Here is a 24,578-nt window from a genome sequence, read left to right on the forward strand (position 1 = left end):
AAGGCAAGTAATAGCGCGATTTTTTTCGTAGCGCCCCGCAAAAATGCATTCCAGTGCACGCTCTGGCTGTATTTGCGCCATTGCGCAGGTATACTCCTTTCCTGGTTTTTTAATCACTACGTCGGGAGTTGTTACCCCCCATGCAAGAAATTATGCAATTTGTTGGCCGTCATCCCATACTGAGTATCGCCTGGATTGCGTTACTGGTGGCGGTTTTATTTACCACGTTCAAAGGTCTGACTTCAAAAGTTAAGGTGATTACACGCGGCGAAGCCACGCGCCTTATCAATAAAGAGGACGCCATTGTTGTGGATTTACGTCAACGTGACGATTTCCGTAAAGGCCATATCGCTGGCGCGACCAATTTGCTGCCGAGCGAAATCAAAGCCAACAATGTTGGCGAACTGGAAAAGCACAAAGACAAGCCGATTATCGTGGTCGACGGTTCTGGTATGCAGTGCCAGGAATCCGCTAACGCGCTGACAAAAGCCGGCTTTGAAAAGGTCTTTGTGTTGAAAGAAGGCGTAGCAGGCTGGAGCGGCGAGAATCTGCCTCTGGTGCGCGGTAAGTAATTACCCGTCGTTTTCATGACGCAAGGGGAATGACTTGCCCTTGCTTCGACATGAAATCCATCGGGTAAAAAAACAGGAGCGAAGTCATGGCCAATATTGAAATCTACACCAAAGCAACCTGCCCGTTTTGCCATCGTGCAAAAGCGCTGTTAAACAGCAAGGGCGTGAGTTTCCAGGAAATTGCGATTGACGGCGACGCCGTGAAGCGTGAAGAGATGATCAAACGTAGTGGCCGAACGACGGTTCCGCAAATTTTTATTGATGCACAGCACATTGGCGGTTGTGACGACTTGTATGCGCTGGATGCGCGTGGTGGACTGGATCCGCTGTTGCGTTAAGGCGTACTCAAGTATTTAAGGACAACACTAAAGGGTTTTACACATGTCAGAACAAAATAACACTGAAATGGCTTTCCAGATCCAACGTATCTATACCAAGGATGTTTCTTTCGAAGCGCCAAACGCACCGCATGTTTTCCAGAAAGATTGGCAGCCAGAGGTTAAACTGGATCTTGATACGGCATCTTCCCAACTGGCGGATGACGTTTATGAAGTTGTGCTGCGTGTTACCGTAACGGCTTCCCTGGGTGAAGAAACCGCGTTCCTGTGCGAAGTTCAGCAGGCCGGTATTTTCTCCATCAGCGGTATTGAAGGTACTCAGATGGCGCATTGCCTGGGCGCATACTGCCCGAACATTCTGTTCCCGTATGCCCGCGAATGCATCACCAGCCTGGTTTCACGCGGTACGTTCCCGCAACTGAACCTTGCGCCGGTCAATTTTGATGCGCTGTTCATGAACTATTTGCAGCAGCAGGCTGGCGAAGGTACTGAAGAACATCAGGATGCCTGATGAACCAAAGTAATGCGTCAATGACAGTCATCGGTGCCGGCTCGTACGGCACCGCTCTTGCCATCACTCTGGCGAGAAACGGCCACCAGGTTGTCCTGTGGGGCCACGACCCAAAACATATCGCGACCCTGGAGCACGATCGCTGCAACGTCGCGTTCCTTCCCGATGTGCCTTTTCCTGATACATTACACCTGGAAAGCGACTTAGCAACCGCGCTGGCGGCCAGTCGTAACATTCTGGTGGTGGTGCCAAGCCATGTTTTCAGCGACGTGCTGCGGCAGATTAAACCGCTGATGCGTCCGGATGCGCGACTGGTATGGGCGACCAAAGGCCTGGAAGCGGAAACGGGACGCCTGTTGCAGGATGTCGCTCGCGAGGCGTTAGGCGATAGAATCCCGCTGGCGGTGATTTCCGGCCCGACGTTCGCTAAAGAGCTGGCGGCGGGTTTGCCGACGGCAATCTCTCTGGCCTCAACCGATGAGACCTTTGCCGACGATCTCCAGCAACTGTTGCACTGCGGAAAAAGTTTTCGCGTCTATATCAATGCGGATTTTATCGGCGTGCAGCTTGGCGGCGCGGTGAAAAACGTGATTGCGATTGGCGCGGGGATGTCTGACGGCATCGGCTTCGGCGCGAACGCCCGCACGGCGCTAATCACGCGTGGGCTGACCGAAATGTCGCGGCTTGGCGCAGCGCTTGGCGCCGATCCCGCCACCTTTATGGGGATGGCGGGCTTAGGCGATCTGGTGCTGACCTGTACCGACAACCAGTCGCGCAACCGCCGTTTTGGCATGATGCTTGGCCAGGGCATGGACGTTAAAGGCGCGCAGGATAAGATTGGCCAGGTGGTCGAAGGCTATCGCAATACTAAAGAAGTTCGTGAATTGGCGCACCGTTTTGGTGTTGAAATGCCAATAACCGAGGAAATTTATCAAGTATTGTATTGCGGAAAAAACGCGCGCGAGGCAGCATTAACGTTATTAGGTCGCGCCCGCAAGGAAGAGCTGAGTCGCCACTAGCCGTAAGGAACTGTTTGCATAAACGACCCAACCCGCACAGCACGGGTTGGTCGTTTTCTGTCCGCCTGGAGTAAGCCATGCCGTGTGAAGAACTGGAAATCGTCTGGAACAATATTAAAGCTGAAGCCCGCGCTTTAGCTGACTGTGAGCCTATGTTGGCCAGTTTTTATCACGCCACGCTACTCAAGCATGAAAATCTGGGCAGTGCGCTGAGCTATATGCTGGCAAATAAACTGGCTTCGCCCATCATGCCCGCTATCGCTATCCGTGAAGTGGTCGAAGAAGCCTACGCCGCCGACCCGGAAATGATCGCGTCGGCAGCCTGCGATATTCAGGCAGTGCGCACTCGCGATCCGGCGGTGGATAAATACTCCACGCCGCTGTTATATCTGAAAGGCTTTCATGCGTTGCAGGCCTACCGCATTGGTCACTGGCTGTGGAATAAAGGTCGCCGCGCGCTGGCTATCTTCCTGCAAAATCAGGTTTCGGTCTCGTTTCAGGTGGACATTCACCCGGCAGCGAAAATTGGCCGCGGGATTATGCTCGACCATGCCACCGGTATTGTGGTGGGGGAGACGGCGGTTATTGAGGATGATGTGTCGATCCTGCAATCCGTCACCCTGGGCGGTACCGGGAAAACCAGCGGCGATCGCCATCCTAAAATCCGCGAAGGCGTGATGATTGGCGCGGGCGCGAAAATTCTCGGCAATATCGAGGTGGGGCGCGGCGCGAAAATTGGCGCAGGCTCCGTCGTTTTACAGCCTGTCCCGCCGCACACCACCGCCGCAGGCGTTCCGGCGCGTATTGTCGGCAAGCCGGGAAGCGATAAGCCGTCGATGGATATGGACCAGCATTTCAACGGGATACACCATACTTTTGAGTATGGCGACGGCATCTGATTTCGAGCTGTCTTACTTGCCATATTGAACCTGGGCTGTGCTCGTCATCCTCACGTACTGCGTGTACGCGCAGGTAGACAAGCGCAGTCCGTGTCCAATGGCTGCGCCGATAACGCTCGAAACGAATATTATCAATATTAATGTGGGCTGGATAAGGCATCAGCCGCCATCCGGCATTGAATATATTACGACCGCAATACCGCGCCGGGGTATCCTAACTGGCGCCACGCTTCATACACCACCACCGACACCGCATTCGACAGGTTCATGCTGCGGCTATCCGGCATCATCGGAATGCGAATCTTCTGCTCTTTAGGCAACGCATCGAGAATGCTGGCGGGCAGGCCGCGCGTTTCCGGGCCAAACATCAAATAATCGCCATCCTGATAGCTTACGGCGCTATGGGCGGGCGTGCCCTTTGTCGTCAACGCAAACAGGCGCTGCGGATTTTCGGCGGCGATAAAGGCGGTATAATCGTGATGGCGCTGAACCGCGGCGAATTCGTGATAGTCCAGCCCTGCGCGGCGTAGGCGCTTATCATCCCAGGTAAACCCCATCGGTTCGATGATGTGCAGACGAAAGCCGGTATTGGCGCAAAGACGAATGATGTTGCCGGTATTCGGCGGGATTTCTGGTTCGAAGAGTACGATGTTAAGCATGATGCCCCCTTAAATGCGGGGGGCAGAATAGCAGAAATTTACCGGGCTCTCACGCGCCGGGCGTTCAGGCGGCATCGCCTTTGCTCATTGGCGCCAGCGCGGCGGGCAAACTTTTCCCCAGTTCCTGCACCAGTGAATCTCCACTGATTTCGCTAATGGATTTCGCGCCGGTCAGGGTCATGGCGACTTTCATCTCTTTCTCAATCAGGTCCAGCAGGTTGGCGACACCGGCTTTTCCTGCCGTCGCCAGCGCGTAGAGATAGGCCCGACCCAGCAGTACGGTATCGGCCCCCAACGCAATCATACGCACGACATCCAGCCCGTTACGAATCCCGCTATCCGCCAGAATGGCGATATCGCCTTTCACCGCATCGGCAATGGCGGGCAGGGCGCGGGCGGAAGAGAGCACGCCATCAAGCTGGCGGCCGCCGTGATTCGACACCACGATACCGTCAGCGCCGAAACGTACCGCATCGCGGGCATCTTCTGGATCGAGGATACCTTTGATCACCATTGGGCCGTCCCAGAATTCGCGTATCCACTCCAGATCTTTCCAGGAGATGGATGGATCGAAGTTATTTGCCAGCCAGCCGATGTAGTCTTCAAGGCCGGTCGGTTTACCCAGATAGGCAGAAATATTGCCTAAATCATGCGGACGACCGTTCAGGCCGACATCCCACGCCCATTTAGGGTGCATGACCGCCTGCCAGTAACGGCGCATGGCCGCGTTTGGGCCGCTCATTCCGGAGTGGGCGTCACGGTAGCGTGCGCCCGGCGTCGGCATATCCACGGTAAAGACCAGCGTGGAGCAGCCCGCCGCTTTCGCGCGTTCAAGCGCGTTGCGCATAAAACCACGATCGCGTAATACGTAGAGCTGGAACCACATGGGGCGTTTAAGCGTGGGGGCAACCTCTTCAATCGGGCAGACGGAGACGGTGGAAAGGGTGAACGGAATACCCTTCGCGTCCGCGGCGGCGGCGGCCTGTACTTCGCCGCGACGGGCGTACATGCCGCACAGACCCACTGGCGCTAATGCCACCGGCATCGACAACGTTTCGTTAAACAGGGTCGTTTCCAGGCTTAAATCGGACATATTTTTCAGCACGCGCTGGCGCAGAGCGACTTGCGACAGGTCTTCCACATTTCGGCGCAGGGTATATTCCGCATACGCGCCGCCGTCGATGTAGTGGAAGAGGAAAGGAGGCAACGTGCGCTGAGCTGCGGCGCGATAATCGCTGGCTGCTGAAATAATCATGATTTATTCTCCCTGGTCATCTCATTATGGTCGCCGGGCAGGCGGGTAATACGCGCCTGGCGAGCCTGGTCTTCATCAAATCGTTTAATCGTGGTGTGGACAAAACTGAGGTGCGCCATCATCGCTTTACGTGCGCCGTCGGCGTCACCGTCCAGAATGGCGTCCATCACCGCCTGGTGTTGTTCCGTCAGTTTTGAGAATACGGGCGGAACGAGATACATACGCTGGCGACTCTGTTTGACGGAGGATTGCAGTACGTCGAAGAAACCGCGCATGGTTTGCAACAGCACCACATTGTGCGAGGCTTCCGCGATCGCCAGATGAAAGCGCACGTCGGCCTGGGAGGCGAGATCCGGGTCTTCACTGAGCGTCGCATCAAAGCAGAGTCTGATTTTCTCTTTGTCGGCGGCGGTGGCGCGCATGGCGGCGTGCCAGGCCGTACTGGCTTCAATGGCGTGGCGGGCTTCCAGAATGTCGAAACTGTAGTCCGGATCGTTCGCCATCAGCGTTTTCAGCGGTTGCACGATATTCTGTTCAGACCAGGTTTCGTGCTGCCAGCGGACAAATGTCCCGCCGCCGCGACGGCTCACCAGCACGCCTTCGCTGACCAGCTTCGCCAGCGCTTCGCGTAAAGAGTTGCGTGATACGCCAAGCTGTATAGCCAACTGGCGCTCAGCGGGCAATTTCATGCCCGCTTCCAGGTTTTGTTCTTCAATCAGCGCCCGCACGCGAGAGGCAATCTCGTCTGACAGGCGTTTTGGCATCACAATCACGGAATCATCCAGGTTAAAACATAGGCCTGAAGCGTAGTGATCACGCCCACCATACAGGTGAAGATCAGGCTGTGTTTGACGGTAAAACGGAACAGATCGGACTCTTTCCCTACCAGCCCCACTGCCGCGCAGGCGATGGCGATAGACTGTGGCGAGATCATCTTCCCGGTTACGCCTCCAGTGGTATTCGCCGCCACCATCAGCACATCAGAGACGCCGATTTGCTGCGCCGCAGTAGCCTGTAGAGAGGCAAACAGCGCGTTAGATGAGGTATCCGAGCCGGTCAGGAAGACGCCCAGCCAGCCGAGGAACGGCGAGAAGAACGTGAAGGCGCTGCCGGTGTGCGCCAGCGCTAACGCCAGCGTAGAAGAAAGCCCGGAATAGTTCGAGATAAACGCGAACGCCAGTACCATACCGATGGAGTAAATCGGCAACGCCAGCTCTTTCAGCGTGCTGCCAAAGGTCTGGATTGCGGCTGAGGGTTTCATTTTCAGCCAGACGATAGACAACAGCGCGGCGAACAGGATCGCGGTGCCAGTGGCGGAGAACCAGTCAAATTTATACACCGCAGCGTAAGCGGTCGCTTCGTGTACGACCGGCGGCATACGGGCGACCAGTTTATCGAGATATGGCACCGGAACGTTAATAACCCAGTCATACAGCGCGCCACCGGGGGCAAACAGCGCTTTGAACGGCGGTACGCTCCAGAGGGTGACCGTGGCAGTCAGGAACAGGAACGGCGACCAGGCGCGAACAATTTGCCCCTTCGTATAGTGGGTGCGGGCCAGCGTCTGATCGACCTGCGACGCGCCCATATCGCCGAAGCGGAAGATGCGTACCGGCTGCCAACGTTTGAGGAACAGCGTCAGGCACACCAGAGACACCAGTGAAGAGATAATGTCCGGCAGTTCCGGCCCGATAAAGTTGGAGCTGAGATACTGGGCGATAGCAAATGAACCGCCAGAGACCATCACCGCAGGCCAGGTTTCTTTCACGCCGCGCCAGCCGTCCATAATCGCCATAATCCAGAACAGGACGATAATGGTCAGGAACGGCAACTGGCGGCCCACCATCTGACCGATTTCAAAGCTGTCCAGGCCCGTGACCTGTCCGGCAACCAGAATCGGAATGCCCATCGCGCCAAATGCAACCGGCGCCGTGTTTACAATCAGGCACAGCCCTGCCGCATACAGCGGATTAAAGCCTAACCCCACTAGCAGCGCGGCGGTAATCGCCACCGGCGCGCCGAAACCCGCCGCGCCTTCAAGGAACGCGCCGAAGCAGAAGCCGACAATCAGCATTTGCAGGCGTTGATCGGGCGTAATCGACAGAATTGACGAGCGGATAATGTCAAACTGTCCGGTCTTTACCGAAATTTTATAGACGAAGACCGCGGCGATAATGATCCAGGCAATCGGCCATAGCCCGTAGAAGAAGCCGTACACGACCGATGCCAGTGCGTGATCTACCGGCATTTTATAGAACAGCAGCGCGACGGCGAGCGCGATAACTACCGTCCACGAGGCGGCAACATAGCCTTTTAGCTTGAGTTTAATCAGGGCGAAAAAGAAGAACAGGATCGGGAGCGATGCGATCAGGCTGGAAAGCCAGATATTACCCGCCGGGTCATAGTTTTGTTGCCAGAGGTTCATTGCAGGTCTCCTGAGAACCACACGCATAATGGGATGAATCTTTTGCTCATCTCGTTGGGGTCACATTATGTGTAAAAGTGGTCCTGCCAATATTGTTGTGTATGGATAATGACAACGAATAGTTAACCAGATGTTATTTATTGGCAACGGTAGTGTAGAGTTAATTTAATGAAATGTGAACCTGTGGTCGGATTCAGCGGGAATTGGTAGGGCCAATGATTCAGTCAGAAGAAGGGAAGAACCGGGTAAGCAAAAGCGCCGCCCGGTCAACGTTTAGAATTCTGTTTTACTAAAGCCTGTCATCTCTTTGAGCCCCATTTCCCGGCCCAGCGCCGTCATCGGGTGTACCACGATCAGGCCGCGTGCGCTTTTCTTGAGTTTGCCCATATCGGCCTGCTCTTTTTTAGTGATGGCGCGGCGAAACGGCAGGTTCATCAGCTTCTGCGCTTCTTTACTCAGTTTCTGGCTGTGTATTTCGCGCAGACGGATAATTTCTGCTTCCAGCGTCTCTTTTTCTTTTTCCAGCTCCGCGTATTTATCGGCGGATTCAACCAGCGAGAGACCTGCCTGCTGGTGGCGAATAGCGTCAAGACGATCGCTCAGGCGTTTAATTTCGTTTTTTTCGACTTCTTTCATGGGATAGCTTCTGATAGAAATGGGATAGATATCCTATAGTATGCGCGCAGTGGGTGATTCTTCACAACTCATGGCATAAAGATAATCAATTATGGCAAGTATTACACCGCTAATTATTTAACTATCTCTTTGAGAATAAAATCCTTTTTTTTCGTAAAAAAGATGAAGCGCCTTTTTGCCGGCAAGAAAAGCGATTAAGCACATTTTCCTCAATGACAACGCTAAATCGATCCTAAACTCAAATAAGCGGCCGCGGGAATCAGACGCGGGTCACACATGGAGGATCTATCATGGCAAAAATAGGTGGGAACGTACCATTTCTTATTGATAAAGCCGTCGATTTTATGGCGTCCAGCCAGGCGTTCCGTGAGTATTTGAATAAAACGCCGCCGCGTAATTATGTTCCTTCCGAAGTGCCGTCGGAGAGCGCGCCCATTTATTTGCAGCGCCTGGAATATTACCGGCGGTTGTACCGACCAAAAGAAGAAGAAAGAGGTTAACGGCGGGATTTACTTTTGAAAGGCCTTTTTTAAGCTGATTTTAGAAATCAGCTCGGTCAGGGAGAGAACCATTGTCGAACGCACCGCCTGCTGGTAGCGCTGAATTTGCATGGCGTATAGCGCCGCGTCGGACGTATCAAAATGCGGTGGCGGCGGCAGCGCCATGACGCAGTGCAGTTCGCCAAACGGTCCGAGGATCTCATCGTCGGTAAAGGCATATTCATTGCCGTCGTGATTCAGCTCTTCGCGCAGTGCCATTAACAGCTCCGCATCTTCATATTCGGTACGGCTGAGTACGCCCAGGCCATAGATAAGTTTTAGACGTACCGAAAGATCGCCCAGCGGCCCGTCGCCGTCCAGCAACGGTTCCACAGCGTATTTCACGGCATAGTCGTCTTTGCGAAACACCTGGAGCACCAGGATATTCACTGCCTCGGTCAATAACTCGACGGCGGTAATCAGGAAGCTCCGTACGGTTTTGCCAGCATTCAGACGCTCAAGCACACGATTTTCAAAGGCCTGGGTTTGTTCCATTATTGCCTGCATATCTGACAATCTGTTATTTGGGCGCAGGCTAACCTGCGCCGGGTTCTGCATCATTTGGTCGCGTTATATGCGTTAACCGCCTCCGCCACCACATCGCTATTGGCATCCAGCCCGGAAATTTGCGCCAGCGCGGCCTGCGGGCCTTTTTCGGTAATCAGAGCCGCCAGCTCCTGCGCCTGTGGATCTTCATCGCTACGGAAATGCATCGCCGCCGCGATCCCTTTCACCAGATTCACATGCGGCAGACCATATTCCAGGGTGCCAAGCAGCGGTTTGATCAGACGGTCGCCCGCGCTGAGTTTGCGTAGCGGCTGACGGCCTACGCGTTCGACGTCATCTTTCAGATACGGGTTTTCAAAACGACCGAGGATTTTCTGAATGTATGCCGCATGTTTGTCGGCATCAAAACCGTAGCGTTTGATCAGCACCGCGCCGCTTTCTTCCATCGCGCCTTTAACCACCGCGCGAATACTCTCGTCGAGAATGGCGTCGCGAATGGTCTGATGACCGGCTAATTTGCCGAGGTACGCGGTTATAGCATGCCCCGTGTTCAGCGTGAAGAGTTTACGTTCGACAAATGCCATCAGGTTATCCGTTAACTCCATCCCCGGAATGGTCGGCAACGCGCCTTTAAACTGGGTTTTATCGACGATCCACTCGCTGAAGGTTTCTACCGTTACTTCCAGCGGGTCATGGGTGGCGGAAGCGGAAGGTGGCACGATACGGTCAACGGCGGAATCTACAAAACCGACGTGCTGTTCAACCCAGGCTTTATCGCCATCCGCCAGCGCGTTCATCACATGGCCTTTGAGCTGCGTGGTACCGCGCACCATATTTTCGCAGGCGATGATATTCAGCGGGGCATCCACGCCCTGCGCCTTACGTTTTGCCAGCCCTTTAGCGATAGCCGGGGCGATACGCTCCAGGACCACCGGGCCGACAGCAGTCGTCACCAGATCGACGCTGGTAATCAGCTCTACCACCTCATCGCCGATGCTACTTACCGCGTTAACGCCGGAGACCGTATCCACTTGCTCATTTTCACCCACGACATGGACCTGATAGCTATGACGGGCATTCAGGGCGTCAAGCACCACCTGATTTACATCCGCAAACGTCAGTTGTATCCCCGCGTCAGCCAGCAATTTGCCGATAAAGCCACGACCGATATTACCTGCGCCAAAATGTAATGCTTTCATAGTATTAACCTTTATTAATGTTTTTACCCGAGAGGGCTGGGGTGAGGCTTTCCCCTCAACCTAACCCTCTCCCTTGCGGGAGAGGAAACCGTAGGCCCGGTAAGCGTAGCGTCACCGGGCAAACAGAACTTACTTACGGCCTGCCAGCAGTTCCAGCACTTCATCGACGCTGGTGGTGTGCGCCAGACGTTCAATAACTGACTCGTCATCCAGAGCGTTAGTCAGGCTGGTAATCACCTGAATGTGCTCATTATTACGAGCGGCGATGCCGATGACCAGACGCGCGATGTCATCTTCTTCCTCGCCGAAGCGCACGCCTTCCGGATACTGGCAGAACACCACGCCGGTTTTCAGTACGCGATCTTTCGCTTCCACCGTACCGTGCGGCACTGCGATAGACTCGCCCAGATAGGTCGGGGTGAGCTTTTCACGTTCCAGCATCGCGTCGACGTATTCCGGCTGTACGTAGCCGCCTTTCACCAACTGCTCGCCGGCGAAGCGAATCGCCTCTTCTTTCGTGGCCGCTTTACGTCCGAGGAAGATATTCTCCGCGCCCAGCTTGAACAGGTTGTTATCGCCTTCCTCAAAGCTATCTTTCAGATGGTCACGTACCTTTTCTTCATTGGTATTGTGGCGCTGTGCGGCAACCAGACGTTCGGTCAGGCTGGTGTACAGGCCGCTATCCAGGAAGTTGGTCAGCGAAATATGCTGCGCCTGCGGTACCTGGCGCATCGCACGCTCGGTAAGGTCGCGGTGAGTAATGACCAGATCCACATCCGGCGGCAGATTGTTAATGGCGCTGTTGGTGACGGAGATCTGGCTCAGACCCGCATCCTGTACTTTCTTACGCAGTACCCCTGCGCCCATCGCGCTGGAACCCATACCGGCATCGCAGGCGACAATGATTTTACGTACATGGCTGAGGTCGTTGGTGACATCGCCAGCCGCCAGCGGAGAGGCGCCTTTGGACTGTGCTTTCATGTCATGCATACGACGGGTGGCCGCTTCAATGTCATCTTCTTCTTTCACTTTGCTGGTTTTCAGCAGAATTGCAGAAACCACGAAGGAGACCGCCATTGCCGCCACGATGGCAGTGATGTTAGCGAAGTAAGCGCCTTTTGGCGTCATCGCCAGTACCGCCAGAATGGAACCCGGAGACGCCGGAGAGACCAGACCGCCGTTCAGGATGGTCAGGGTGAATACGCCGGTCATACCGCCGAGAATCACCGCCAGAATCAGGCGCGGGTTCATCAGCACGTACGGGAAGTAGATCTCGTGGATACCGCCCAGGAAGTGGATAATTGCCGCGCCGCCCGCAGACTGTTTAGCGCTGCCGCGACCGAAGAACATGTACGCCAGCAGGACACCCATCCCCGGACCCGGGTTAGCTTCAATCAGGAAGAAGATGGATTTACCCATCTCATGGGACTGCTGGATACCCAGCGGTGAGAAGATACCGTGGTTAATCGCGTTATTGAGGAACAGGATTTTCGCCGGTTCAACAAAAATGGACGCCAGCGGCAGCATATCGTGCGCCACCATGAAGTTAACGCCCGCCGCCAGAATTTTGGACAGGACTTCAACCGCCGGACCAATACCGAGGAACGCCAGCATGGCGAGGATCATACCGATAATGCCAGCGGAGAAGTTGTTCACCAGCATCTCAAAACCGGATTTGATCTTACCGTCTACCCAACTGTCGAATTTCTTAATGCAGTAGCCGCCCAACGGACCGGCGATCATCGAGCCGAGGAACATCGGCATATCCGCGCCGACTATAACGCCCATGGTAGTGATAGCGCCCACCACGCCGCCGCGCTCGCCGCCAACCAGACGACCGCCGGTATAACCGATTAGCAGCGGCAGCAGGTAGGTGATCATCGGACCAACCAGTTTCGCCAGAGTTTCGTTAGGCAACCACCCTGTCGGAATAAATAATGCGGTGATAATACCCCACGCGATAAACGCGCCGATATTAGGCATCACCATATTGCTGAGGAATCGACCAAAGCTTTGCACTTTGATCTTAATATCGGATGACATAAAAACACCCCTTCTTATGTTGCTGTCGCGCAGGCTGAAAAGCCCAAGGTTTGTTAATGTAGCGGCAGAGGTAGCCGGACCCTGTAGTGTAGATACTGCGCAATCTGGCACTGAATCGTTCAACTGTCCAGACAGGGACAGTTAATGTGATTTAGATCGCATAAATATAGGGGGTAGAGAGGTAATTGATGTGATATTGATCACAAAATTACTGTGTAAAAAAACAACGCATCTAATTTTTAGACCTTAAAAGGCAATTTTATGTGAGATATTTCACACTTTTATTTTGGTGCTTTGTTGAATTTTTGTGATCATCTTCACAAGAAATTTTAGGCCCGGGTAACGTCAATACGATCCGGCAAACATTTTGTCGCGAGCCCTCTCACGTTATGTCACTCAGCAACTTCCTTTAGCGTCTCTTTTCGTTTATTTGAGCCATACTATGATTTTTACTTGGTTGGCAAAAAAGGACACGGCATGAAACTCATCGGTAGCTATACTAGCCCTTTTGTGCGCAAAATCTCTGTTCTGCTGCTGGAAAAGGGCATCACCTTCGAATTTGTTAACGAACTGCCCTACGAGGCGGATAACGGCGTGGCGCAATACAACCCTCTGGGTAAGGTGCCGGCACTGGTGACGGAGAAAGGGGAATGTTGGTTCGATTCGCCGATCATCGCGGAATATATTGAGCTGCTGGATATCGCGCCAGCGATGCTCCCGCGTGACCCCATGGCGGCGCTTAAAATTCGCCAGCTTGAAGCGTTGGCCGATGGCATTATGGATGCCGCGTTGGTCTCTGTACGCGAACAGGCGCGTCCGGCGGCGCAGCAATCGGAAACGGAACTGCTGCGCCAGCGGGAAAAAATCAACCGCAGTCTGGATATGCTCGAAGGTGATCTGAGCGACGGGACCCTAAAAACGGATACGGTGAATCTGGCGACTATCGCGATTGCCTGTGCGGTAGGCTATCTCAACTTCCGCCGGGTCGCGCCGGGCTGGTGCGTTGGCCGCCCCCACCTGGTCAAACTGGTCGAAACGCTTTTTCAGCGCGAAAGCTTTGCCCGCACCGAAGCACCGAAGGCTTGACGCGCATTATGTCCGCCTGAGCAAACTCACGTTACAATCCCCCTCAAGTCGATATCCCTCTCCAGCCAGGAGAGGGCCACCAACAGCCAGGCATTTTCATGACAAGCGAAACGCGTACACTCTACAGCCAGCTTCCTGCTATTGATCGCTTATTGCACGATAGCGCTTTTCTTTCTCTGCGCGATCGGTATGGCCATACCCAGGTGGTTGATCTGCTTAGGCGGATGCTTGACGACGCGCGCGACGTCATACGGAATACGCAGACGCTTCCCGACTGGTGCGCAGACTGGGCGCAAGAGGCGAAACGACGGCTGGAAAATGCGGCGCAAAGCGCGCTGCGCCCGGTGATTAACCTGACGGGGACGGTGTTGCACACCAATCTTGGCCGCGCATTGCAGGCGCAAGAAGCGATTGAGGCGGTAACGCAGGCGATGCGGGCGCCGGTGACGCTGGAATACGATTTGGATGGCGCCGGGCGGGGGCATCGCGACCAGGCGCTGGCGACGCTGTTATGCCGTATCACCGGGGCGGAGGACGCCTGTATCGTCAATAACAATGCGGCGGCGGTATTGCTGATGCTGGCGGCGACCGCCAGCGGCAAAGAGGTGGTGGTTTCGCGTGGCGAACTGGTCGAAATCGGCGGCGCGTTTCGTATTCCGGATGTCATGCGCCAGGCGGGTTGTACGCTGCATGAAGTGGGTACCACCAACCGGACGCACGCGAAAGATTACCGTCAGGCGGTAAATGAAAATACCGGGCTGTTGATGAAGGTACATACCAGTAATTACAGCATTGAGGGCTTTACCAAAACGGTAGAGGAAGCAGAGCTGGCGGAAATTGGGCGAGAGCTGGATATTCCGGTGGTGGCGGATCTGGGCAGTGGTTCGCTGGTGGATTTAAGTCAATATGGCTTACCCAAAGAGCCGATGCCGCAGCAGCTAATTGCCGCAGGCGTCAGCCTGGTAAGCTTCTCCGGCGATAAGTTGCTGGGCGGGCCGCAGGCCGGGATCATCGTCGGCAAAAAAGCGATGATTGCCCAACTGCAAAGCCATCCGCTGAAACGCGCCCTGCGCGCGGATAAAATGACGCTGGCGGCGCTGGAGGCGACGTTACGTCTGTATCTGCACCCGGAAGCGTTGGCGGAAAAATTACCCACGCTGCGTCTGTTAACCCGCAGTGAGGCGTCGATTCACGAACAAGCGCAGCGGTTACAGACGCGGCTGGCGACGCGTTACGGCGATGAATTTGCGCTGGAGGTTAAGCCCTGTCTATCGCAAATCGGCAGCGGTTCATTACCGGTAGACCGCCTCCCCAGCGCCGCCATAACCTTTACCCCGCACGATGGGCGCGGTAGTCGACTGGAGGCCCTGGCGGCCCACTGGCGCACGCTGCCTGTACCGGTCATTGGTCGAATTTATGATGGCCGTTTATGGCTGGATATGCGCTGTCTTGAAGACGAAAGCCGGTTTATGGAGATGATGCTGAAATGATTATTGCAACTGCCGGGCACGTAGACCACGGTAAAACGACGTTGCTCCAGGCGATTACCGGGGTCAATGCCAATCGCTTGCCGGAAGAGAAAAAACGCGGGATGACTATCGATCTGGGCTACGCCTATTGGCCGCAGCCGGATGGTCGTGTGCTGGGCTTTATCGACGTGCCCGGACATGAAAAATTTCTCTCCAACATGCTGGCGGGTGTAGGCGGTATCGATCACGCTTTGCTGGTGGTCGCCTGTGATGACGGCGTCATGGCGCAAACGCGCGAGCATTTACAGATCCTGCAACTGACGGGCAATCCGCAGCTCACCGTCGCGCTGACCAAAGCCGACCGCGTGGACGATGCGCGTATCAGTGAAGTACGTGAAGCGGTACTGGCGACGCTCGACAACTATGGTTTCGCCGATGCCGTTTTATTTGTCACCGCCGCCAATGAAGGGCGCGGTATTGCAGAACTTCGCGCCCATTTACAGCAACTTCCCGCACGTTTGCACGCCGCGCAGCATCGCTTCCGCCTGGCTATCGACCGTGCGTTTACGGTGAAAGGGGCGGGACTGGTGGTGACCGGAACGGCGCTGAGCGGAGCGGTAAAAGTAGGCGATACGCTATGGTTGACCGGCGTTAACACGCCGATGCGCGTACGAAGCCTACACGCGCAAAATCAGCCCACCGACCATGCGCATGCCGGGCAACGTATTGCGCTCAATATTGCGGGCGATGCGGAGAAGGAGCAACTTAACCGCGGTGACTGGCTGCTTGCCGATGCGCCAGCAGGGGAGGCTTTTTCCCGGGTGATCGTTTCTTTGGCGCTTCATGCGCCGCTTTCCCAATGGCAACCGCTACATATTCACCATGCCGCCAGCCATGTGACCGGTCGCGTCTCTTTGCTGGAAGGCGCGCTGGCAGAGCTGATTTTCGATACGCCGCTATGGCTGGCCGATAATGACACACTGGTGCTGCGTGATATTTCCGCGCGCGCCACCCTTGCCGGCGCGCGCGTGGTGACGCTTAACGCGCCGCGTCGCGGTAAACGTAAGCCAGATTACTTACAGTGGCTTTCAACGCTTGCCGCCGCGCAGGACGATAGCGCGGCGCTAGCCATTCATCTGGAACGCGGCGCCGTCAACCTGCCGGATTTCGGTTGGGCGCGTCAGCTTAATTCTCTCGGTATGCGTCAGCTTATTGAGCAACATGGTTTTATCCAGGCCGGAGACAATCTGTTAAGTGCGCCCGTCGCCGCCCGCTGGCAGCGTAAAATTCTCGATACGCTGGCGACTTACCACGAACAGCACCGCGATGAACCGGGGCCGGGACGCGAGCGTTTACGTCGCATGGCCTTGCCAATGGAGGATGAAGCGCTGGTGCTGATGCTGATCGAGCGGATGCGCGACGATGACCTGATTGACAGCCATCACGGTTGGTTGCATTTGCCGGATCATAAAGCGGGATTTAGCGATGAGCAGCAGGCCGTCTGGCAAAAAGTCGAACCGCTATTTGGCGATGAGCCCTGGTGGGTACGCGATCTGGCGAAAGAGACCGGGACGGAGGAACAATTGATGCGGCAGGCGCTGCGGCAGGCGGCGCAGCAAGGCATCATTACCGCGATCGTCAAAGATCGGTACTATCGCAACGATCGGATTGTCGCTTTCGCCAATATGATCCGCGAACTGGATCAAGAAAGAGGATCCACCTGCGCAGCGGATTTTCGCGACAGGCTGAATGTAGGGCGGAAACTGGCTATTCAGATCCTTGAATATTTTGACCGGATTGGATTTACACGGCGTCGTGGGAATGACCATTTATTACGTGATGCGTTATTATTTCCGCAAAAAGAATGAAATGTTTAAATTAAATAAGAAATGAATCAATACAATTATTGAGTTGATTTATAAAAAGCACATCAGGAAATGAACCTAATGTGCTTTTTATTTTTCTGACTTCTTAGAATAGCTATCGTGATCCTATTATCAGGAAAATTTTGCCCGTATTCTTTACGCCTTATTCAGGTAATTAAGGACAGTATAATGGCAGCTTCAACGTTTTTTATTCCTTCCGTGAATGTAATTGGTGCCGATTCATTAAAGGACGCAATGAATACGATGGCGGAATATGGTTTTCGCCGTACATTAATTGTCACGGATGCCATGCTGGCAAAATTAGGGATGGCGGGCGATATTCAAAAAGCGCTACAGGAACGTGATATTTTTAGCGTGATTTATGATGGTACGCAGCCTAACCCTACCACCAGCAATGTGGCAGCCGGGTTGAAGCTTCTGAAAGAAAATGGCTGCGACAGCGTTATCTCGCTGGGCGGCGGTTCCCCGCACGATTGCGCGAAAGGTATCGCGCTGGTGGCGGCGAATGGCGGCGATATTCGTGACTATGAAGGCGTTGACCGCTCCGCGAAACCGCAGTTGCCGATGATTGCGATTAATACGACCGCCGGCACCGCGTCTGAAATGACCCGTTTTTGCATCATCACCGACGAAGAACGACATATTAAAATGGCTATCGTCGATAAACACGTTACGCCGCTGCTCTCTGTCAACGACTCCTCTTTAATGGTTGGTATGCCGAAATCCCTGACGGCGGCAACCGGTATGGATGCGTTAACTCACGCGATTGAAGCTTATGTTTCCGTTGCGGCAACGCCTATTACCGATGCCTGCGCGCTGAAAGCGGTAACGATGATTGCGGAAAATCTGATTGTTGCGGTTGAAGAGGGGAGCAATGCCCAGGCGCGTGAAGCGATGGCTTATGCTCAGTTCCTGGCGGGAATAGCGTTTAACAATGCGTCGCTGGGCTACGTTCATGCTATGGCGCACCAGCTTGGCGGTTTCTACAACCTACCGCACGGCGTATGTAACGCGGTTCTGCTGCCGCATGTGCAGGTATTCAACAGCCAGGTAGCGGCGGCTCGCCTGCGTGATTGCGCAGCGGCGATGGGCGTCGATGTATCAGGTATGAGCGAGGCGGAAGGCGCGCAGGCGTGTGTGGCGGCCATTCGCCAACTATCACAGAAAGTCAACATTCCGGCAGGACTGCGCGAGCTAAACGTGAAGGAAGAGGATATCCCGGTTCTGGCGACCAATGCTCTTAAAGATGCCTGTGGCCTGACCAACCCGATTCAGGCGACGCACGACGAAATTGTGGAAATTTATCACGCGGCGATGTAACGCCTTTGCCCGGTGGCGCGGACACTTACCGGGCCTACGTAGACGATGCAGGCCGGATAAGGCGTAACACTTTAGCTTCGGTCGAGCTTTTGCTGCGCCAGCCAGACGGCGCCCAGCCTGCCCGCCTGATTTCCCAGTTGGCAGGGCTGAATCGGCACCTGGAGCGCCTCCCACATTTCAAACGTTTCAAGATGCCGCGTCAGGAGCGGGTAGAGCTTTTCCTGTTCGCTTATTCCTCCGCCGATCAGCACCACGCCCGGATCAAACATAGAGATCACGCTGTAAACGCCGCGTGACAGATAACGCGCCCAGTCATTGACCGCCTCACGCAGATGAACATCGGTCGCCATTCGTTCAAAGATCACATCCGCAGGCGGCATCTCTTCGGCGGGCAGCGCCAGAGCCTGGCGGCACGACGCCATTAATCCGCTGGTTGACGCGATTTTATGCATACTTTCGCCATTGTTCCCGACCGGCATGACGCCGAATTCACCGGCGTGGAAATGCGCACCGCGATACAACTCCCGTCCGACGATAATACCGCCGCCAATGCCGGTTCCAATGGTAATGCAGACCAGATTTTCATAATGTTGCCCGGCGCCTCGCCACATTTCGCCCAGTGCCGCGCAGTTTGCGTCGTTCTCCACGACCAGCGGCAGATCGGTCAGCCCGCTGAACAACTCCATCAGGTTGACGTCATCCAGGTAAGCCAGCGCGCCCGCTTTTGCCGCATGACCGTTATGGGGATTAATATGGCCAGGGAAACTGACCCCGATTGCCGCAATGTCATAGTCCTGTTGGCAACGCGCCACCACATCCTGCCATTTGCGGGTAAACGTGGAGGCGTCCTCTGGCGTATCGAATTGATGATGGGTTAATTCTTCGCCGTCACTGTTAATCACGCCATATTTGACGTGAGTTCCTCCCACATCAATACCGATATATTGCTGCATAGTGTTCTCCGTACGTTAAACAGGCACCTGTTTAGTATGGCTAAAACCAGACGGAGAAACGTAAAGGAAAGTAATTCGTGATTGCTGTCGTAAAGCGGGAAACCATTGGCGAAAAATTCACCAGTACCGTCTACCCTTGTGGAGTACCTTTACAATAAGGAGTTGGTCATGACGAACAATCCCCCTTCAACACGTATTCAGCCAGGTGAATACGGGTACCCACTGAAGTTAAAAGCCCGCTATGACAATTTTATTGGCGGTGACTGGGTTGCGCCCGCCGACGGCGAATATTATCAGAACCTGACGCCAGTGACCGGCCAGCCGCTATGTGAAGTCGCTTCCTCCGGTAAAAAAGATATCGATTTGGCGCTCGACGCCGCGCATAAGGCGAAAGATAAGTGGGCGCATACGTCAGTACAAGACCGTGCCGCTATCTTGTTTAAGATCGCCGATCGGATGGAACAAAACCTCGAACTGTTGGCGACAGCGGAAACCTGGGATAACGGTAAACCGATTCGTGAAACCAGCGCCGCCGACGTACCGCTGGCGATCGATCATTTCCGCTATTTCGCCTCTTGTATACGTGCGCAGGAGGGTGGGATCAGCGAAATTGATAGCGAAACCGTGGCCTACCATTTTCACGAACCGCTTGGTGTCGTGGGGCAGATAATCCCATGGAACTTTCCGTTGTTGATGGCAAGCTGGAAAATGGCACCAGCGTTGGCGGCGGGTAACTGCGTGGTGCTTAAACCGGCACGCCTGACGCCGCTTTCCGTTCTGCTATTAATGGAAGTCATTGGCGATCTGTTACCGCCGGGCGTCGTCAACGTAGTGAACGGCGCGGGCGGCGAGATTGGCGAATATCTGGCGACCTCGAAACGTATCGCGAAGGTGGCGTTTACCGGCTCGACGGAAGTGGGTCAACAGATCATGCAGTACGCCACGCAGAATATTATTCCGGTGACGCTGGAGTTAGGAGGTAAATCGCCAAATATCTTCTTTGCTGATGTGATGGATGAGGAAGATGCGTTCTTTGATAAAGCGCTGGAGGGATTTGCCCTGTTTGCCTTTAACCAGGGCGAGGTGTGTACCTGTCCGAGCCGTGCGCTGGTCCAGGAATCCATCTATGAGCGCTTTATGGAGCGCGCTATTCGCCGGGTGGAGAGCATCCGCAGCGGGAACCCGCTAGATAGCGATACGCAAATGGGGGCGCAGGTTTCTCACGGCCAGCTTGAGACTATCCTCAATTATATCGATATCGGTAAAAAAGAGGGGGCTGATATTTTGACCGGCGGACGGCGCAAAGCGCTGGATGGCGAACTTAAAGAAGGCTATTACCTTGAGCCTACTATTCTGTTTGGTAAGAATAATATGCGCGTCTTTCAGGAGGAGATCTTTGGCCCGGTGCTGGCGGTAACCACCTTTAAAACCATGGAGGAGGCGCTGGAAATCGCCAACGATACGCAGTATGGCCTCGGCGCAGGCGTCTGGAGCCGTAATGGTTCGCTGGCGTATAAAATGGGGCGCGGGATTCAGGCCGGGCGCGTATGGACGAACTGCTATCACGCCTATCCGGCGCATGCGGCGTTCGGCGGATATAAACAGTCCGGCATTGGCCGTGAGACTCACAAAATGATGCTTGAGCATTATCAGCAGACCAAATGTCTGTTAGTAAGCTATTCCGATAAGCCGTTGGGACTGTTTTAACTAATGGGTAGGCAGCTACATGCTGCCTACCTTTGGCGTAGTTCCGTAGGCCGGATAAGACGGGGGAGCTGCGCCATCCGGCACAGTATTATAGTTCGTTAACCCAGACGCGCATTTCGCCTTCGCCGCGGTTCGCCCAGCTAAACCAGGGAATAAATGTCAGCGTATGCGGCTGCGCTGTGCCTGGCGCGGCATCGAAATGCCATAACGCTTGCGGCGGCGTTTCTGTCATACCCTGTCTCACGCCTTCCGCCTGAATCAACATCTGATGAGCGAACAGCCCCTTGCCTTCAAATGCGTGAAATTTGCTCTCTTTCGCTAACCAGAGATTATGTAATGCCTCGCCATTATCGGCCTGTTCAAGACAATAGATGAGCGGTCCGCGCTGAACTGCCACCCTGCCCGCAACGTGACGTACTCGCGGGTTGCCATACACGCGGCGCACCGGCATCGGCAAGGTTAGTGCGATAGTATCTCCTTCTTGCCAGTCACGGTGGATATGCAGATAGCCTTTGCGAATATCCTGTGTCGCTGGCTGACCATTGACCTCTACCTGCGGTTGTGGGCACCACTCCGGCAGACGCAGCGCAAGGGTATGGCGTAGCGGCTGCGATGATTCAATAGTGATTGTGATCTGCTCATGCCAGGGATAATTTCCGCTGATGCGCAGTTTTAACGCGCCATTTTCCAGCGGGATTTCCACACTATTGCCCACATACATATTGATGTAAAGCGCCTCGTTGCGCGGCGTATAGAGATAATGGCCGAGAGAAGCCAGGACGCGGGCAATATTCGGCGGACAGCAGGCACAGCCAAACCAGCGCTGGCGAACGGGTTTCACATGGTCGTAGATGTGATTGAATTTTAAGGTTTTCGGATGCGCTTCCAGCGGGTTGACGTAGAAGAAATGCTTGCCGTCAAGCGCCATACCGCCGAGTACTGTGTTATACAGCGCGCGTTCCATCACATCGGCATAGCGGCTGTCGGCTTCCATCTCTAGCATCCGACGAGCGAACATCATCAGGCCGATAGACGCGCAACTCTCGGCATACACGGTGTCGTTGGGCAGGTCATAATCGCTGCTAAACGCTTCGCCGCTGCTTTGCGAGCCGATCCCGCCGGTAACATAGAGCTGACGCTGAGCCATATTATTCCACAGGCGCAGGCAGGTCTGGCGTTTGTCTTCGTCCTGACTTAGCCGCGCCAGGTGTGCTACGCCAGCCATGAGATAGACAAAACGGACGGCGTGTCCCGTGGCCGTTTGCTGGGCGGATAAGGGTAGATGCGCCTGACTGTAAGCTTTGTCTTTCACCATCCAGGCTGGGCCATAGGTGTGCCAGTAAGAGGCTTTCCCTCGCTTTTCGTACTCTTCATCATAGTAGTGCGGCTGCGTGCCGCGCTGCTCGACAAAATAGTTCGCCAGCGCCATATAGCGTGGCTGTTGAGTGATTTCATAGAGGCGCATCAGCGCCAGTTCAATTTCCGGGTGGCCGGGATACCCGTGAAGCTGATTTTCTCCGGGACCAAAAACGCTATCGATATGATCCGCCAGACGGCACACAACCTCTAACAGGCGGCGTTTACCCGTGGCCCGAAAGAAGGCCACGCCCGCTTCGATCATATGTCCGGCGCAATAGAGTTCATGGCATTCCGCCAGATTGCTCCAACGCTCCTGCGGCGCTTTGACCGTAAAATATGTATTGAGATAACCGTCGGCACACTGGGCGGTGGCAACCAGTTCAATCACGTCGTCAGCCGTTTTTTCCAGTTCAGAGTCAGGCTTCTGACACAGCGACCAGGCTACCGCTTCCAACCATTTGGCGACGTCGCTGTCCTGAAAAACCATGCCGTAAAACTCCCCGGACTGGCGTTTTGCGGCGATGCGGAAATTCTCTATCGCGTGGCTGGGATCGGCTTCGGTAATCCGACCATTGAGTGCATCCCATTGATAAGGAATGACAACGTCGCGGACTAATCGCTGATATTGTCCGAGAAACGGATCGCTAACCGTAAGTTTATGCAGGTCGACTTCCGCTACGTTCATGGTGTTTTCCTTAAAGCTGTACATGACGCTGACGCAGATCGGTAGCGATGCGCGACATCATAGGGTTATTGAGTTTGCAGATACGGATAGCCAGAGCCAGCAGCAGATGAAACAGCGCAGGTAGCAGGGTTTCCATTGCCGTAATACCGTTTAACGAGGCAGGCGTTTGGTTGCTCGCACCAGGATGATAGGCGACAAAAATAAACAGCAGGCTGATGATTCCGGCGCTGGAGGCCCAGGCCAACTTGATGAAAAACAGGTTAAACGCGAAGTTCATACCGGACGAGCGCACGCTGGTTTTCCACTCGCCGTAATCATCGGCAAAGGCCATCAATGAAAAGTGAAGCGGCAATGTAAAGCCCAGAATAATGCCGTTGCCGAGAATTACCGCCAGCCATAAAGCCTGATAAGCCGGGCCGACAGGCAGAAACCACATAGCGATAGCCAGCGTCGCCAGTACCAGGTTAGTACGGTAATACAGTTTCACCGTATCTATCCGCCGTGTTAGCGGGCTGACAATCACCGAACCGAGGATTGACGCGAAGGTGACCATCGTAAAAAACAGCGAGGTATACGCTGTGCTGCCTTCCAGCACGTAAGTAATAAAATACATGTATCCGCTGCCGCGAATGTTAAAGACGTTAATCAACAGGAAGGACATCACCAGCATTAGTAGCAGTTGGTCATTTTTACGCAGCCCGGCAAGGTGTTCACGCAGGGTGAATTTCCCCATCATGGCCAGTGGGACGCGCTCGCGAACCCAAAAAAAACAGCACAGAAACATTATGACCGCGATGGCGCAGAGCACGCCGACGCCCCATTGATAGCCCTGCGCAGCATTGCCCTGGCCCAAAAAATCCACCATCCAGGGCAATCCGACCGAGACGAGAAATCCGGCGACGCCGCACAGAACAAAGCGCCAGGACTGGCAGGCGATGACTTCCTCATGGCGGGTGGTCATGGTATTGATCAGCGCGCAATACGGTACGTTGATCGCGGTATAACCCACGGAAAGTAGTAGATAAGTTCCGAATGCCCAGGTGATTTTTACGCCCATACCGGCATCCGGAACGGTAAAAGTCAGTACGCCGATAATGCCGATGGGAATCGCTATCCATAGCTGCCACGGGCGAAAACGTCCCCAGCGGCTTTGCGTACGGTCGGTGATGATGCCCATAACCGGATCGGAAATCGCGTCGAATACGCGTAGGGCGATGAATAACGTGCCGACCAATGCAGGCGTCAGGCCGAAGACATCAGTATAAAAAAAGGTGAGAAAGTTCATGATTAGGCAGGTGATGACGGTGCCACCGGCATCGCCAAGACCATAACCTATTTTTTCGCGTATGGATAACGTCTGCCGGGCTTTATCCTGCGCGATATCAGTCGTTGTAATCAGTGTAGAGGTCATGGAAATTCCTCATTCAGGAAAGAGGGTTTTTGTTGTAACTGTCATGACCTGATTCATTCTGCCTGGAATATGTTCTGTAACAAGGCGATAAATGAGTAAA

22 protein-coding genes are annotated in these 24,578 nt (G+C 54.5%); 11 read left to right on the forward strand and 11 right to left on the reverse strand.

Going from position 1 to position 24,578, the window contains the following annotated elements; genetic code table 11:
- The first annotated feature begins 140 nt into the window (after positions 1–140).
- The 5 genes from F4V72_RS07630 to cysE all read left to right on the forward strand — a co-directional run bounded on the left by F4V72_RS07630 (position 141) and on the right by cysE (position 3,339).
- A complete protein-coding gene (locus tag F4V72_RS07630; RefSeq protein WP_001156175.1) occupies positions 141–572 on the forward strand; it encodes a rhodanese-like domain-containing protein in 432 nt (143 codons plus the stop codon).
- A gap of 86 nt (positions 573–658) precedes the next feature.
- The gene (grxC, locus tag F4V72_RS07635; RefSeq protein WP_001273795.1) at positions 659–910 is read left to right on the forward strand and encodes a glutaredoxin 3; all 252 of its coding nucleotides are present in this window, start codon (positions 659–661) and stop codon (positions 908–910) included.
- A gap of 43 nt (positions 911–953) precedes the next feature.
- Positions 954–1,421, forward strand: coding sequence for a protein-export chaperone SecB (gene secB / locus F4V72_RS07640; protein ID WP_000003370.1), 468 nt, complete (start codon positions 954–956; stop codon positions 1,419–1,421).
- Positions 1,421–2,440, forward strand: a complete 1,020-nt coding sequence (gene gpsA, locus F4V72_RS07645) for an NAD(P)H-dependent glycerol-3-phosphate dehydrogenase (RefSeq protein WP_023247315.1) — start codon at positions 1,421–1,423, stop codon at positions 2,438–2,440. Before secB ends, gpsA begins: the two co-directional genes overlap by 1 nt.
- A 77-nt stretch (positions 2,441–2,517) precedes the next feature.
- Entirely contained in the window at positions 2,518–3,339 is an 822-nt protein-coding gene (gene cysE, locus F4V72_RS07650) for a serine O-acetyltransferase (RefSeq protein ID WP_001112115.1), read from the forward strand.
- Between the two features lie 185 nt (positions 3,340–3,524).
- On the opposite strand, the gene trmL is transcribed toward cysE, so the two are convergent.
- The 5 genes from trmL to F4V72_RS07675 all read right to left on the reverse strand — a co-directional run bounded on the left by trmL (position 3,525) and on the right by F4V72_RS07675 (position 8,314).
- The gene (gene trmL / locus F4V72_RS07655; RefSeq protein WP_000932339.1) at positions 3,525–3,998 is read right to left on the reverse strand and encodes a tRNA (uridine(34)/cytosine(34)/5-carboxymethylaminomethyluridine(34)-2'-O)-methyltransferase TrmL; all 474 of its coding nucleotides are present in this window, start codon (positions 3,996–3,998) and stop codon (positions 3,525–3,527) included.
- A 64-nt stretch (positions 3,999–4,062) separates the two neighbouring features.
- Positions 4,063–5,253, reverse strand: coding sequence for an FMN-dependent L-lactate dehydrogenase LldD (lldD, locus tag F4V72_RS07660; RefSeq protein ID WP_001635973.1), 1,191 nt, complete (start codon positions 5,251–5,253; stop codon positions 4,063–4,065).
- Positions 5,250–6,026 (reverse strand): transcriptional regulator LldR, encoded by a 777-nt coding sequence (gene lldR, locus F4V72_RS07665; RefSeq protein WP_000636693.1) that lies wholly within the window; start codon positions 6,024–6,026, stop codon positions 5,250–5,252. Before lldR ends, lldD begins: the two co-directional genes overlap by 4 nt.
- Positions 6,023–7,678 carry an L-lactate permease gene (gene lldP / locus F4V72_RS07670; protein ID WP_002954673.1) on the reverse strand — a complete coding sequence of 552 codons (1,656 nt, stop codon included), beginning with the start codon at positions 7,676–7,678 and terminating at the stop codon, positions 6,023–6,025. The genes lldR and lldP overlap by 4 nt, the downstream gene beginning before the upstream one ends.
- A 273-nt stretch (positions 7,679–7,951) precedes the next feature.
- Positions 7,952–8,314: a YibL family ribosome-associated protein gene (locus F4V72_RS07675; protein WP_023247318.1), complete on the reverse strand. Its 363-nt coding sequence runs from the start codon at positions 8,312–8,314 to the stop codon at positions 7,952–7,954.
- A 290-nt stretch (positions 8,315–8,604) separates the two neighbouring features.
- Here F4V72_RS07675 and F4V72_RS07680 point away from each other — a divergent pair, with 290 nt between their 5' ends.
- On the forward strand, positions 8,605–8,814 hold the full coding sequence (locus tag F4V72_RS07680; protein ID WP_023247319.1) for a hypothetical protein: 210 nt from the start codon (positions 8,605–8,607) through the stop codon (positions 8,812–8,814).
- A gap of 9 nt (positions 8,815–8,823) precedes the next feature.
- Here the strand turns inward: F4V72_RS07680 and mtlR are convergent, their stop codons facing one another.
- The 3 genes from mtlR to mtlA all read right to left on the reverse strand — a co-directional run bounded on the left by mtlR (position 8,824) and on the right by mtlA (position 12,602).
- Positions 8,824–9,414 carry a mannitol operon repressor MtlR gene (mtlR, locus tag F4V72_RS07685; RefSeq protein ID WP_024149607.1) on the reverse strand — a complete coding sequence of 197 codons (591 nt, stop codon included), beginning with the start codon at positions 9,412–9,414 and terminating at the stop codon, positions 8,824–8,826.
- Positions 9,411–10,559 carry a mannitol-1-phosphate 5-dehydrogenase gene (gene mtlD / locus F4V72_RS07690; protein ID WP_023247321.1) on the reverse strand — a complete coding sequence of 383 codons (1,149 nt, stop codon included), beginning with the start codon at positions 10,557–10,559 and terminating at the stop codon, positions 9,411–9,413. Before mtlD ends, mtlR begins: the two co-directional genes overlap by 4 nt.
- 129 nt (positions 10,560–10,688) lie before the next feature.
- Positions 10,689–12,602, reverse strand: a complete 1,914-nt coding sequence (gene mtlA, locus F4V72_RS07695; RefSeq protein ID WP_000093295.1) for a PTS mannitol transporter subunit IICBA — start codon at positions 12,600–12,602, stop codon at positions 10,689–10,691.
- A gap of 477 nt (positions 12,603–13,079) precedes the next feature.
- Here mtlA and F4V72_RS07700 point away from each other — a divergent pair, with 477 nt between their 5' ends.
- The 4 genes from F4V72_RS07700 (at position 13,080) to yiaY (ending at position 18,363) form a co-directional block, all read left to right on the forward strand.
- Complete coding sequence (locus tag F4V72_RS07700; protein WP_070803440.1) at positions 13,080–13,688, forward strand: glutathione S-transferase; 609 nt, start codon at positions 13,080–13,082, stop codon at positions 13,686–13,688.
- Between the two features lie 98 nt (positions 13,689–13,786).
- Complete coding sequence (selA, locus tag F4V72_RS07705; protein WP_079836224.1) at positions 13,787–15,178, forward strand: L-seryl-tRNA(Sec) selenium transferase; 1,392 nt, start codon at positions 13,787–13,789, stop codon at positions 15,176–15,178.
- The gene (gene selB / locus F4V72_RS07710) at positions 15,175–17,025 is read left to right on the forward strand and encodes a selenocysteine-specific translation elongation factor (RefSeq protein WP_136057942.1); all 1,851 of its coding nucleotides are present in this window, start codon (positions 15,175–15,177) and stop codon (positions 17,023–17,025) included. The genes selA and selB overlap by 4 nt, the downstream gene beginning before the upstream one ends.
- A 186-nt stretch (positions 17,026–17,211) precedes the next feature.
- Positions 17,212–18,363 carry an L-threonine dehydrogenase gene (yiaY, locus tag F4V72_RS07715; RefSeq protein ID WP_136057943.1) on the forward strand — a complete coding sequence of 384 codons (1,152 nt, stop codon included), beginning with the start codon at positions 17,212–17,214 and terminating at the stop codon, positions 18,361–18,363.
- Between the two features lie 71 nt (positions 18,364–18,434).
- On the opposite strand, the gene F4V72_RS07720 is transcribed toward yiaY, so the two are convergent.
- Positions 18,435–19,316 carry an ROK family protein gene (locus tag F4V72_RS07720; RefSeq protein ID WP_023247326.1) on the reverse strand — a complete coding sequence of 294 codons (882 nt, stop codon included), beginning with the start codon at positions 19,314–19,316 and terminating at the stop codon, positions 18,435–18,437.
- A gap of 168 nt (positions 19,317–19,484) precedes the next feature.
- Here F4V72_RS07720 and aldB point away from each other — a divergent pair, with 168 nt between their 5' ends.
- The gene (aldB, locus tag F4V72_RS07725) at positions 19,485–21,023 is read left to right on the forward strand and encodes an aldehyde dehydrogenase AldB (RefSeq protein ID WP_023247327.1); all 1,539 of its coding nucleotides are present in this window, start codon (positions 19,485–19,487) and stop codon (positions 21,021–21,023) included.
- A gap of 88 nt (positions 21,024–21,111) precedes the next feature.
- On the opposite strand, the gene F4V72_RS07730 is transcribed toward aldB, so the two are convergent.
- Both F4V72_RS07730 and F4V72_RS07735 read right to left on the reverse strand, forming a co-directional pair.
- A complete protein-coding gene (locus F4V72_RS07730; RefSeq protein WP_150342440.1) occupies positions 21,112–23,067 on the reverse strand; it encodes a glycoside hydrolase family 127 protein in 1,956 nt (651 codons plus the stop codon).
- Between the two features lie 10 nt (positions 23,068–23,077).
- Positions 23,078–24,478 carry an MFS transporter gene (locus F4V72_RS07735; protein ID WP_114048402.1) on the reverse strand — a complete coding sequence of 467 codons (1,401 nt, stop codon included), beginning with the start codon at positions 24,476–24,478 and terminating at the stop codon, positions 23,078–23,080.
- Positions 24,479–24,578: the final 100 nt, after the last annotated feature.

Origin of the sequence: Salmonella enterica subsp. diarizonae (genome assembly GCF_008692785.1) — a bacterium.
Lineage (GTDB): Bacteria > Pseudomonadota > Gammaproteobacteria > Enterobacterales > Enterobacteriaceae > Salmonella > Salmonella diarizonae.